The organism is Serratia sp. CY33525, from assembly GCF_052169115.1.
Classification (GTDB): domain Bacteria; phylum Pseudomonadota; class Gammaproteobacteria; order Enterobacterales; family Enterobacteriaceae; genus Serratia; species Serratia sarumanii.
In genome coordinates this window covers 551,368-564,098 of record NZ_JBJNLK010000002.1, presented here as the reverse complement: position 1 = coordinate 564,098, position 12,731 = coordinate 551,368, and the positions used below count along the sequence as shown (strand labels likewise).

General features: G+C 60.7%; 11 protein-coding genes. 4 read left to right on the top strand and 7 right to left on the bottom strand.

The window, feature by feature from the left end:
• The first annotated feature begins 130 nt into the window (after positions 1–130).
• The 4 genes from deoC to ACJ8IM_RS07635 all read left to right on the top strand — a co-directional run bounded on the left by deoC (position 131) and on the right by ACJ8IM_RS07635 (position 5,466).
• A complete protein-coding gene (gene deoC / locus ACJ8IM_RS07650) occupies positions 131–811 on the top strand; it encodes a deoxyribose-phosphate aldolase (RefSeq protein WP_033637798.1) in 681 nt (226 codons plus the stop codon).
• Positions 812–963: 152 nt separating this feature from the next.
• On the top strand, positions 964–1,728 hold the full coding sequence (gene deoR / locus ACJ8IM_RS07645; protein WP_033637797.1) for a DNA-binding transcriptional repressor DeoR: 765 nt from the start codon (positions 964–966) through the stop codon (positions 1,726–1,728).
• A 979-nt stretch (positions 1,729–2,707) separates the two neighbouring features.
• Positions 2,708–4,006, top strand: a complete 1,299-nt coding sequence (locus ACJ8IM_RS07640; protein WP_004938697.1) for an HAAAP family serine/threonine permease — start codon at positions 2,708–2,710, stop codon at positions 4,004–4,006.
• A 92-nt stretch (positions 4,007–4,098) separates the two neighbouring features.
• Positions 4,099–5,466 carry an L-serine ammonia-lyase gene (locus ACJ8IM_RS07635; RefSeq protein ID WP_101455800.1) on the top strand — a complete coding sequence of 456 codons (1,368 nt, stop codon included), beginning with the start codon at positions 4,099–4,101 and terminating at the stop codon, positions 5,464–5,466.
• A 54-nt stretch (positions 5,467–5,520) separates the two neighbouring features.
• Here the strand turns inward: ACJ8IM_RS07635 and ACJ8IM_RS07630 are convergent, their stop codons facing one another.
• From ACJ8IM_RS07630 to ACJ8IM_RS07600, 7 genes are all read right to left on the bottom strand, one after another.
• Complete coding sequence (locus tag ACJ8IM_RS07630; RefSeq protein ID WP_041034282.1) at positions 5,521–6,186, bottom strand: response regulator transcription factor; 666 nt, start codon at positions 6,184–6,186, stop codon at positions 5,521–5,523.
• Positions 6,183–7,571, bottom strand: a complete 1,389-nt coding sequence (locus ACJ8IM_RS07625; protein ID WP_101455799.1) for an FKBP-type peptidyl-prolyl cis-trans isomerase N-terminal domain-containing protein — start codon at positions 7,569–7,571, stop codon at positions 6,183–6,185. The genes ACJ8IM_RS07630 and ACJ8IM_RS07625 overlap by 4 nt, the downstream gene beginning before the upstream one ends.
• Positions 7,568–7,990 (bottom strand): hypothetical protein, encoded by a 423-nt coding sequence (locus ACJ8IM_RS07620; protein ID WP_047568423.1) that lies wholly within the window; start codon positions 7,988–7,990, stop codon positions 7,568–7,570. Before ACJ8IM_RS07620 ends, ACJ8IM_RS07625 begins: the two co-directional genes overlap by 4 nt.
• 24 nt (positions 7,991–8,014) lie before the next feature.
• Positions 8,015–8,569, bottom strand: coding sequence for a fimbrial protein (locus tag ACJ8IM_RS07615; RefSeq protein WP_101455798.1), 555 nt, complete (start codon positions 8,567–8,569; stop codon positions 8,015–8,017).
• Positions 8,570–8,619: 50 nt separating this feature from the next.
• Complete coding sequence (locus ACJ8IM_RS07610) at positions 8,620–9,258, bottom strand: fimbrial protein (protein WP_060428350.1); 639 nt, start codon at positions 9,256–9,258, stop codon at positions 8,620–8,622.
• 71 nt (positions 9,259–9,329) lie between these two features.
• The gene (locus ACJ8IM_RS07605) at positions 9,330–10,094 is read right to left on the bottom strand and encodes a fimbria/pilus periplasmic chaperone (RefSeq protein WP_101455797.1); all 765 of its coding nucleotides are present in this window, start codon (positions 10,092–10,094) and stop codon (positions 9,330–9,332) included.
• Positions 10,095–10,175: 81 nt separating this feature from the next.
• Entirely contained in the window at positions 10,176–12,710 is a 2,535-nt protein-coding gene (locus tag ACJ8IM_RS07600) for an outer membrane usher protein (RefSeq protein WP_049234301.1), read from the bottom strand.
• Between the last annotated feature and the right edge of the window lie 21 nt (positions 12,711–12,731).

Here is a 12,731-nt window from a genome sequence, read left to right as displayed (position 1 = left end):
ACGTATAACGGCCTGTTCGCGACGATCTCGTCGACATTTTTTAAACATCGCTAGGTTTATCGGCATCTGAATGTTATTATTTTCACATTACCCATCCGGCTTACTGTCTTAACTTCACTAAGGAATCGCGATGACCACCGAAAACATCGATTACGCCAGCTACGTTGACCACACCCTGCTGGCGATGGACGCCACCGAACTGCAGATCGCCAAACTGTGCGAAGAAGCGCAGCAGCACAACTTCTATGCGGTATGCGTCAACTCCGGCTACGTGCCGCTGGCGGCCCAGCTGCTGCAGGAAAGCACCGTGAAAGTCTGCTCGGTGATCGGCTTCCCGCTGGGCGCCGGCCTGACCGTCGCCAAAGCCTTTGAAGCCAAAGCGGCGATCGCCGCCGGCGCGCAAGAGATCGATATGGTGATCAACGTCGGCTGGCTGAAAAGCGGCCTGCTGGACGAAGTGAAAGCCGACATCGCCGCCGTGCGCGAGGTTTGCGCGGCGATCCCGTTGAAGGTAATATTGGAAACCTGCCTGCTCAGCGATGCGCAGATCGTCCAGGTTTGTGAAATGTGTCGCGAACTCGATGTCGCCTTCGTGAAAACCTCTACCGGCTTCAGCACCGGCGGCGCTCGGGAAGAGCACGTCAAACTGATGCGCGAGACCGTGGGCAGCGAAATGGGCGTGAAAGCTTCCGGCGCCGTGCGCGATCGTGCCACCGCCGAGAAGATGATCAACGCCGGCGCCACGCGTATCGGCACCAGCTCCGGCGTCGCCATCGTATCCGGCGCCCAGCCGGCGGCGGGCAGCTACTGATCGTCGGCATGCCCTGACGGGCATAGCCAATACACAACGATGCGGGACAATACGGGCGGCCAATGCGGCCCGATATTGCCCCGCATCGTTGTGTTTAACGCCGGAAACGCCGGCACGCCCTTTACCTCTACTACCTGTGGGAAGACGGATCTATGGAAACGCGGCGCGAAGAACGTATCAACCGGTTAGTTCAGGCGTTAAAACGCGCTGACAAGATCCACCTGAAAGAAGCCGCCGTGCTGCTGGGGGTCTCGGAGATGACCATTCGCCGCGATCTGAGCGCCGAACCGGCGGCGGTGGTGCTGCTCGGCGGCTACGTGGTGACCGATCCGCGCAGCAACGGCGTCACCAACTACTTCGTTTCCGATCAAAAAGCCAAGCAGGTGACGGAGAAACGGCGCATCGGCCTGCTGGCGGCGCCGTTGATCAATGAAAACGACACGGTGTTTTTCGACTGCGGCACCACCACCCCGGCGATCATCGACGCCATCGCCGACGAGCTGATCTTCACCGCCGTGTGTCACTCGCTGAACACCTTCCTGGCGCTGCAGGACAAACCGAACTGCAAAGTGGTCCTGTGCGGCGGTGAGTTCAAGCCGAACAACTACATCTTTTCCAGCGTCGGCGGCCGCAACGAGCTCGATCACATCTGCCCGAACATCGCCTTTATCTCCGCCGCCGGCCTCAGCCTGCAGCACGGCGCCACCTGCTTCAACTTCGACGAGCTGGAGATGAAGCATCGCGCCATGGCGATGGCGCAGCAAAAGATCCTGGTGGCGGATCACAGCAAGTTCGGCAAAACCAAACCGGCCTGCATCGGCCCGCTGACGCAGTTCGATCGGGTGATCAGCGACCGCCAACCGGACGCCGACTTCATGGCGTTCTTCAACGACAACGCCATCGCTACCCGCTATTAATTCGCCTTCTGCGCCGTCGAAACCGACGGCGCACCGCTGCAATCCCCTTCTTTCCCCGCCCGAAAATGAACAAATAATGCGCAATCGATTCGCGTTTTTCGCTTATCCGCACGCAACATCAGGTTAATAAAATGCAACAGGTCACCCGGGTGATTATTTTCTCGCAGGCTAAACCCGCTGCCGGCTGGGTAAATTAACGACTATTTATGGCTTTTATATGATAAATCGCGCCAAAGGCCGCGATGTTTAAATAAACGGCGGTTTAAGCGGTTGCAGCAAATATCGCCAATACCTGTTAGGCATCTGTTATTTATATGATGAATGGTTACGCATTTCTATCCGCTAACCACGTAAGTAATTTCCCTTCGTTATTAACGGCGATTTTCATTAAAAACCATTTAAAAACAAATCGATGAATGAAATTTTACTTAAAAATACAATGTGATCCACATCACTAAAACTGCTTAATCCGGGTTTTTCGCTAGATCCAAAACCACGCATAAAATATATTGCTCGGCTTGCTGCTGAGCACAGCGCTTTATCCGGCTAATTATTGTACAAACCGCATAATCGCAGAAATTATTATGAGAGCGTTCTCAGCACAAAATCTTACACAAATGTGCAACAAATGCGCGAAAAATCGATAAAAAAGCAGATAACTGCACATATTGCGCATTTGAGAGCAGGATCACGGTTGTTTCTACTGTAAATCGTTATCTTGCCGCCAACAAAAATCGACAGGCAAAGACCTGTCGGCAGCGGTAACGACTTTTATCGCCCGTGACGGTGAAAAGTCTTTAGTGAATTACCCGGCGCTGTGCCTTGGTAATGAACACAATAAACAACCAGGGGGACGCCAAAACATCCCCGCAAGCAACACCTGATTCTTACCGCAAGCGTTGCCTGAATAGGACGTTTGACGGTTTAACCTTAAGTTTTGCCTTTTAATTTTAAATTCGTGTTCACTTCGGAGATATTTATGGACACTACACAGACCGGCACAATTGCCTCTGCGGCCTCGGGCTCCAGCAGTACCTGGCGTAAAACGGATACCATGTGGATGTTGGGCCTGTACGGCACCGCCATCGGCGCAGGCGTCCTGTTCTTGCCAATCAACGCCGGCATCGGCGGTTTGATTCCTCTGATCATCATGGCCATCATCGCTTTTCCGATGACCTTCTTTGCCCACCGCGGCCTGTGCCGTTTCGTTCTGTCCGGCAAGAATCCCGGTGAAGACATCACCGCCGTGGTAGAAGAGCACTTCGGCATCACCGCCGGTAAACTGATCACCCTGCTGTACTTCTTCGCCATCTACCCGATTCTGCTGGTTTACAGCGTGGCGATCACCAACACCGTCGACAGCTTCATCACCCACCAGTTGGGTATGACGTCGCCACCGCGCGCCATCCTGTCGCTGATCCTGATCGTCGGCCTGATGACCATCGTGCGCTTCGGTGAGCAGGCCATCGTGAAAACCATGAGCATCCTGGTCTTCCCGTTCGTCGCGGTGCTGATGCTGCTGGCGGTGTATCTGATCCCTAACTGGACCGGCGCCATCTTCGAAAACGTGTCGCTGTCCGGCAGCGGTACCGGCATGGGCCACGGCCTGATCATGACCCTGTGGCTGGCGATCCCGGTAATGGTGTTCTCCTTCAACCACTCGCCGATCATCTCCGCCTTCGCCGTCGCCAAACGCGAAGAGTACGGCGCAGACGCCGAGAAGAAATGCTCCCGCATTCTGGCCTACGCACACATCATGATGGTGCTGACCGTGATGTTCTTCGTGTTCAGCTGCGTGCTGAGCCTGACGCCGGAAAACCTGGCGGAAGCCAAGGCGCAGAACATCTCGATTCTGTCTTACCTGGCTAACCACTTTAATAACCCGATGATCGAGTACATCGCGCCGGTTATCGCCTTCGTCGCCATCACCAAATCGTTCCTGGGCCACTACCTGGGCGCGCGTGAAGGCTTCAACGGCCTGGTTGCCAAGTCGATGAAGAGCCGCGGCAAAACCGTCAGCACCGCCAAGCTGAACCGCATGACCGCTATCTTCATGCTGGTGACCACCTGGATCGTCGCCACCCTGAACCCAAGCATCCTGGGCATGATCGAAACCCTGGGCGGCCCAATCATCGCCATGCTGCTGTTCCTGATGCCGATGTATGCCATCCGTAAAGTGCCAGCCATGCGCAAGTACAGCGGCCACATCAGCAACGTGTTCGTGGTTGTGATGGGTCTGATCGCCATCTCTGCTATCGTGTTCAGCCTGCTCGGCTAATCACGTCCGGCCGGCGCCGCTGCGCGCCGGCCCTCCCGCACTCCCCCATTTCCCGTATTCACCGCCTGAAACCTGAAGAAGGAGGCGAGACCATGGTCAGCGTTTTCGATATTTTCAAAATTGGCATCGGCCCATCCAGTTCCCACACCGTTGGCCCGATGAAAGCCGGCAAACAGTTCGTCGACGATCTGATCGCCCACCAGCAGTTGCAGGACACCACCCGCGTGGTGGTCGACGTGTACGGTTCGCTGTCGTTGACCGGTAAAGGCCACCACACCGATATCGCCATCATCATGGGCCTGGCCGGCAACCTGCCGCACGACGTGGACATCGACAGCATTCACGGCTTTATCCGCGACGTCGAACAGCGCGGCCGCCTGCCGCTGGCCAACGGCCATCATGAGGTGGATTTCCCGCAGCACGGCGGCATGAATTTCCACAGCGACAACCTGCCGCTGCACGAAAACGGCATGCGCATCCGCGCCTTCGCCGGTGAGCGCCTGCTGCACAGCAAAACCTATTACTCGATCGGCGGCGGTTTCATCGTCGACGAAGAGCACTTCGGCCAGTCTGCCGAGGGCGCCACGCCGGTGCCCTACCCGTTCAAATCGGCGCACGATCTGCAGCAGCATTGCAAAGACACCGGGCTGTCGCTGTCCGGCCTGGTGATGCAGAACGAGCTGGCGCTGCGCAGCAAGGCCGATATCGACGCGCACTTCGCCGACGTCTGGCAGGTGATGAGCGCCGGTATCGAGCGCGGCATTAACACCGAAGGCTTGCTGCCCGGCCCGATGAAGGTGCCGCGCCGCGCCGCCGCGCTGCGCCGCATTCTGGTGACCGGAGACAAGAACAATATCGACCCGATGAACGTGGTCGATTGGATCAACATGTTCGCGCTGGCGGTCAACGAAGAGAACGCCGCCGGTGGCCGCGTGGTCACCGCGCCGACCAACGGCGCCTGCGGCATCATTCCTGCGGTGCTGGCTTACTACGACAAGTTCATCCGTCCGGTAAACGCCAACTCCTACACCCGTTACTTCCTGGCGTCCGGCGTGATTGGCGCGCTGTACAAGATGAACGCCTCGATCTCCGGCGCCGAAGTGGGCTGCCAGGGGGAAGTGGGCGTGGCCTGTTCGATGGCGGCGGCCGGGTTGACCGAGCTGCTGGGCGGCAGCCCGGCGCAGGTGTGCATCGCGGCGGAGATCGCCATGGAGCACCATTTGGGGCTGACCTGCGATCCGCTCGCCGGCCAGGTTCAGGTGCCCTGCATCGAGCGTAACGCCATTTCCGCCGTCAAGGCGGTCAACGCCGCACGCATGGCGATGCGCCGCACCAGCGAACCGCGAGTTTGTCTGGATAAGGTGATCGAAACCATGTACGAAACCGGCAAAGACATGAACGCCAAATACCGCGAAACCTCGCAGGGCGGGCTGGCGATCAAGGTCGTGGCCTGCAACTGACCGCCACGGCGAGGCACTTAAGGCGCCGGCCGCTCCGATTGGGCCGGCGCCGTCTCAGTGCTGCGCCTTCCCTGCCGCAATGCCAGGCTGAATGCCGGCTCGCGCCCCCACGGCGCCGGGACGGGCGCTGTGCCGCAGCCAGCCGTAAAGTTCGGCATTACGCCGGAACCCCATCTTGCGCATAACGCTCATCTTGTGATTACTGACGGTTTTCACGCTGATGTCCAGCATCCGTGCGATTTGCGTCACTCCCATCTCCCGCGTCATGCAGCGCATGATCTCCTGTTCGCGCAGCGTCAGGCCTCGGTGCTGGCATACGCAGTTCATGCCACAACTCGGCCTGCCCGGCCATTTGCTGCGCCGCTCCAACTCGGCGTTCACCTGATACAGCGCCGATACCAGCGGCGTATCGTGGTAGATGACGCCGGCCTCCAGCGCGCAGCGAGTGCCGGCGGTGCGTTTATGCCGCCCCTCCGGCGTTCGCAACGAGAAATACAGCGTTTGGCGCCCCGCAGCCTGCGCCTCAAAGAAGTGACAAAAACAGCTTTGCACGCCGGGAGGAAAATAGCAGAACACCAGATCGGCTTCGTGAACCTGCTGCGCATCCAGTAACAGCGTGCGCTTGCCGTAAGTGCTGAAGTGCAGCGCCAGAGCCTCCTGCCAACCAGCGCTGAAGTAACGGTTTTCATCAAATAGCGCGATTTTTATCATGGTGTTCATCCCTGCCCTCCCGCCGTGTCGGCTTCCCGTTTAACCGCCTTGGCACCCTTTGCCGGTGCCTGGCTGTTGTCGATGCGTAATTCATAAACCATGGTGGCGTTGGGCGGCACCTTCGGCGGATAGCCGGTTTCGCCGTAGGCCAGCGCCGGCGGCACGACCATCGTCAGCGAACCGTGGTTATGCAGATGGCTTATCGCCTCCCGAAACAGCGGCGGATATTCGGACAGCGGTTGCGACAGCACCTTGCCGCTCAGTTCCATATCCTGGATCACCGTGCCGTCGGTCAGTTTCTCCTTCACCACCACATCGACCACCGCCGTTGGCGCCAACGCCCCCTCCCCGGCGTAATCCACCCGATACCAGAAGCCCATCGCCGACGGCTTAACGCCCTTTTGTTGACGGAACTGCGCCAGGTAATCTTCGTCACGCCGCCGCTGTTCGTTAACGCGTTTCTCACGCGCGGCCACGGCGGCGGTATCCGCCTGCGCCGTCAGCGCATTCAGTTCATCCGGCGGCAGCTGCAAACGCCCCGACACGCTATCGATGACGCCCGCCAACAGGCTGTCGCGATCCACCGGTACGCCCCAGCTTTGACGCTCCGCCACAACCCCCTGAATGTCGCGCCCCAGCGCACTGCCCGCCGCGTAGGACAAACGCTTGCGTTCATCCTTCAACTGCTCCGGCGTCATCTCCCATTGCAGCCGCTGATGCAGCGCCAACAGCGCCTCGCGCGCCTGCTGGGTCGCCTTCTGCTCAGCGGCTCGCTTCTGCTCACTCGCTTCCAACGCGGCGCGCAGAGCGTGCAGCGCCTCCTGGTGCTCGCGCTGGCGTTGTGCAAGCGTCTGTGCCGATGCCTGTGCGGCGGACTCCAGCTCGCTGGCGCGCCGTTCGGCCTGCATCGCCGCCGCTTTGGTTTTGGCGGTTTCCTGCGTCGCCTGACGCAGCAGCGCCTCGGCGCGCTGGGCATCGGGCGAACCGCGCCAGGCGGCGCCCAGCCCGGCGATCCACTGCTGCAGCGTTGACGAATCAGGCAACGTCGCGACGGGTGGCGCCGCTTTCTCCGCCCGCAGCGCGGCAAGTTCCTGGCGCAACATCGTCAGTTCCATTCGCTGGCGCGCCAGCTGTTGGTCACGCGCCAATAATGCCTGGCTCAGCGTAAAAGCTTTGGCCGGTGAAGCCGGCTGGTGGGTGTCCAACGGGCGCTTCGCCGGCTCACGCTTTTTTTGCCCCGACGCGCGGTCGGCGGGCGCCGCGTTTTCGCTCTTCGGCTCGGTGCTCTGCCGTTGATACTGTTCGGCAAACTGCAGCAGCGCCGGCACGCCGTCGTCCGCCTGCGCAACGCCGGTGAACAGCAGAGCGACACAGCCGAGCAGACGCATCCTCATTTAACCTGCTCTCCGCGATCCGCCAGCCCGGTCAACACCGCCTGATTCACCCCGGCGCACAGATAGTTGACCTTGTAGCGATACAGCGCATCCACCGTCTCCTGCGTGTCGCCGTTTACCCGTGCGCGCAGATTGGCGTACTGCGAAGCGCCGCTCATCAGGCTGTCGAAGGCCTGTTTATAGCGCTGATACTGCTTCTCGTTGATGGTGCGCAATGCGCCCAGTTGCTGCTGGCACTGCTGCAGCTGCTCGGCCTCACGCTGCTTGCGCAAAGCCTCTTCTGACGGCGCTTGCACAGCCTGATTTTGGGTGTTCACGGCGGGTTTGCCCGATTTTTGGTTTTGACAGGCGGCGGCGCTCAACGCCAACAGGCACAGCAGGCCCATGCGCAGGGTGCGATTGAGGGGCTTTATCATCATTGCGTTTTTTGTCCTTGTAGACGCTTATTCGTATTCCAGCGTAAAAGTGGCCACCGCGCTGAAGGTGCCGCGGCCAATGGTCTTCGTTTGGATAGCCTCCGGCTCCCCCTGCACATAGGCCTGCAGCGTGAGCGTGGTGTTGCCGGCATTCAGGCGGAATTTATCGCTGGCGCGATTGAGCGGCAGCGCCTTGCCGCTGCTGTCCTCCAACCCGATGCCGATCCCCGAGGCCAGGCTGCCGGCATCCAGCGCCAGCAGGCCGGGCAGTTTGGCGTTCTCGGTGCCGGTAAACGTAATGGCCACCGTATTGCCCAGGCTGAGATCGCACTCGGTCAGGTGCAACGCGAAGGTTTGGCTATGGGTGCGGGTGTTCAGATACAGGTATTTGTCGACGATGGTGCCGAAATCCAGTTGGATATCCTCATCTCCCGGCTGAATGACGCACGGCTCGGCCTCCAGCGTCCCGTGAAAGCGCATGTTTTCCGCCGCGTCCGCCGGCTGCGCCATCATGCCGGCCACCATGACCATGCCTGCCCCCAACAGCGCGCTCCGGCGCCGGTTCGTCTCTGTCGCGCGCATGACGCCACTCCCTTTGGTTAGGCTTGCGCCGGCTCGGCGCAAGCGGCGTATTAGTCGTAATAAAGGCGGAAATCGATCGCCGCACGGTAGGCGCCGGCGCTCAGCGTCGCCGGGGTGCGCACCGGCGTCACCGTATACGTCAGGGTGTTTTGTCCCGGCGTCAGCAAGATCGGTTTGTTACGCGCGCCGAGGCGCACCGGCAGGCCGCTGGCATCCGCCAACTGCAGCCCCAAGCCGGTGACGCCGGCGACCCTGACCAGGCTCGGCGCGTCGTCATCCGCCGACGCGGCAAACGCCACGGACACCGCAGGCTGGCTGCCGCTCCAGGCCAGCACCCCGGTCCAGGCGTCGCGGTTGCTCGCCGGCGCCCGCAGGCAGTCTTTCAGCGTCAGCTCGAACGCCACCGGCGTGCCGCGATCGCCCGGGCGCTGAAAATGCGCCGTTCCCGTCTCCCCCAGCCACACTTCCTGACGCGCGGTGGTCATTTCCAGACTGCAGGCGCTTTCCGTCAACGCGCCGTAGACGTGGAGCGTGCCGTTCGCGCCCTCCACCTCCCAGTTGTCCACCGCGCGGGCCGGTGGCATCAGCACCAGCATCGTGCCCGCCGTCAGCGGCACCATCAGCGCGGCCAACACCGTCAGGCCGATAGTGCGTCGCTGATGACGTTCATAGGCTTTTCCCAACAGCATGGGGATCTTTCGTTGCATGATTCGTTCACTCCGCTGTGTTCACTCTGTCTTCCCTGCTGGCGCGCGGATCGTCATTTGGCGACCGGCACGACCTGGCAGGCATTGCCGGCGCAGCGGAAGTTCAACTGCGGCCGCCCACCGTAATCGTTGATGTACGCCAGCGACGGCCCGTTGCCGAGGCTCGCGGCGGAGACGTTCAGCGGGGCGCTGGCCTTCGGCGCCACCATCAACGGTTCAAAGCCCGCCGCCCCTTTCTCGCCCTTGCCGGCGCTCGCCTCAACGATCGTCACGTAATACGGGGTCGGGTTGTTCACCACGTACTTGTCGCCCTGCCGGGTCAGCGTCAGCTGCTCCTGCCACGGTGCGGCATTCTTTTTCGGGGCGAGCGCCGCCGGGCGATAAAACATTTTGATGCGCGTCTGCAGCGCTATCTGCAGCGTGTTCGGCTTATTGCTGCGCGGCGGGATCTCACGCAGGTTGAAGTAATACAGCGTCTCCCTGTCCTGCGGCAGCTGACGCGCCGCCGGCAGCGACTGGATCTTCACCTGGCTCGGTTTGCCCGGTTCCACCCGCTGCACCGGCGGCAGCACGGTGAAAGGGCTTTGGATCTTGTTGCCGCGATCGTCTTCGATCCATCCCTGCGCCAGATACGGCAACTGTTTGTTCTGGTTACTGATGTTGAGACTGACCGTTTTCAGGTCGCCGTCGAAAATCACGCGCGTGCGATCCAGCGCGATGGCCGCATGAGCGGGCAGGCTGACCGCGCCGATCGTCAACGCGGCGGCGAGCGGGCCCACAAGGAAAACGGTCTTTCTGGTCATAGTCAGATTCATCATGTCTTCACGGTTCCAGTCGGCCGGAAGCGGACGAGCCCGCCCCGGCGGTTTAGCGGCGGAGCGCACTCCGCCGGGTGTATGTCAGTTGGCGTCGGCCGCCGGCTTGTCGCCGGCAAGAGGACGGCAAGGCAGCAGCAACGTGTTCATCAACATTTCGGCCGGCAGCGGCGCCGGCAGCTGGATTTCACACTGCGCCGCGCCGTTCCAGTGCACGCTCATGCGCTCGCCGGGATTGAGGCCGGACAGGTAAACGCTGCCGCCGTCATTGATGATGCCGGTCTCCTGTTTGCGGGCATTCAGCACCGTGGCGCCGAACGGCGGCTCGCTGCCGTCCGCCAGCTTGACGATCGCCATCGCCTTCTCGCCGGCGATCACCTCAAACTTGCGGTAGCCGATGGCCCCCTCGGTCAACGTGGCCTGCACCACCGAACGCGTCGCCTCGACGTTGTCGCTCAGGCTGTTGAGATCGATACTGGCCTTATTGCGGTAGTAGCTGTTTACATCCGCCACCACCGCCTTGCCGTAACGGTTGGTCAGCACCGTACTGCCGTAGCCACGCACCGGCACACCGGCGACGCCTTCGGTATCGAGCAGCAAACGCGTGCCGCCCGGCGTATTGACGCGGTGCAGCACCGCCCCTTCCGCCGCCATTGTCAGGCCGCCCTGCGCGCCGATACCGACGGCGCTGTAGCGGCCGGCCTGGTAGCTGGCGTTGGCGTTGATCTGCGCCATGTCGCCCTGATGGCTGTAATAGCCGCTGGCCGTCGCTCCGCTGCGTGCGGCGCCGGCGCTGATCTGATAGTTGTTGTGTTCATCGACCCGGTTGTAGTACCCGACCCGGTGGGCGTTCTCTTCGCGATCGAGCGTCATGTTGTAACTGAGCGTGCCCGCGCTGCCCCAGGGCAGCGACAGCGACAGATACATCCCGTCGTCGTTGCGCTCGTTGTAACGGTTGCGATAGGCCGACAGCGACACGCTGACGTTCTTGAAATCGCCGATGTCGAAGTAGCGCGACACCATCAGGTTGTAACGATCGTTCGGTGCCCGATCCCAGTAGGTTTGGTGGCTGTAGTTGAGATAAGTGCTCAGCCCCAGATCGCGGAACTGTTTGTTGAAGGTGATGGTGTACATCTCCTTGCTCTTGCCGCTGCGCCCCCCTTCGTAACGCGCATCCAGGTAGTCCCCCATGCTCATGAAGTCTTCCTGAGAGAAGCGGTAACCGGCGAAGGTGACCTGGCTGTCGTATTCATCGAAGTTCTTCGAATAGCTCAGCCGGTACGAACCGCCGGTCAACGTGCCATCCTGCGGCAGACGCGCACGCGACTGCGTGGCATCGAACGACAACGCCCCCAGCGCCATCAGATCGCGCCCGATCCCCAGCGACAGCGCGTTGTAATCGCCGCCGGCGATGCCCCCGCCGTACAGCGACCAGCCGTTGCTGATCCCCCAGGAGAACTCGCCGGTGCCGAACATCGGCCCGCGCAGATGGTGCCCCCACTCCGACGGCTTGCCCGTCGCCAGCTTGTAACGCACCGTACCCGGCCGCGTCAGATAAGGGATGTTGGCGGTGTTCATCTTGAACTCCTGCACGCTGCCGTCCTGCTCTTCGACGCGCACGTCCAGCTCGCCGGAAACCGCATCGTTGATGTCCTGAATGCGGAACGGCCCCGCCGCCACCTGCGTTTCATACAGCACGCGCCCCTGCTGGCTGACCACCACCTTGGCGTTGGTTTTCGCCACGCCGGTCACTTCCGGCGCATAGCCGCGCAGGTTGGGCGGCAACATGCTGTCGTCGGATCGCAGACTGACGCCGGTAAAGCGCAGGCTGTCGAAAATGTCGGAGTTCAGGTAATCCTCACCCATTGTCAGCCGCGAACGCAGCGCCGGGATCGCCCGGTAGGCGTAATAGCGGCTCCAGTCGAACTGTTTGTCGGTCGGCTGAGAAGAACCGGTCTGATGGTTGAGGTTGGCCTGCCAGTCGGCGCGCAGACGCCAGGCGCCCAGGTTGGCGCCGCCGGTGCCGTTGCCGCTCAGGCTGTAACTGCTGCCGCCCTTCTGATGTTTTTGCGTTTGGGCGTTGACGTTATAGTCAAACAGCAGCCCAGGAATACCATCATCCCAGCGCGAAGGCGGGTCCCAGTTTTCCGAGCTGTATTCCAGATAGGCCTGAGGAATGTTGAGATACAGCGAAGAGCTGGCAAGATCGCCGCGGGCTTCCATCCCCGCCAGGCTGGAGGCGTCAAGGCAACGGCCGCCGTGCGTCCAGTTCAGCGTGCTTAACAGTTTTTCTTTCAGCCCCAGTTGGTTGACCAACTCCGGCGAAAGACAGGCTTCGCTGCCTTTAGGATCGTTCTCGGGCGCCATAAACGTCACCGGCTGTTCCGGCAGATCGTTCTTATTGACGTGCACCACCATGGTATAAACGCCCGGCATGATGTAGCCGCTGCGCGTGAATTGGCTCAGATCGATATTTTTGCGATCGTTGATGTCCAATACGTCGGTATTGAATTGAATCACGTCGGCGGCATAGACCAACGCGATTGGATTTCCCAGAGAAAGGGCAACGCAAAGCCCCAAGGCCTGAAGACGAAATAACTTCCCTGCCGGTGAAAGCATAATAAAGTCCTTTCAATAACG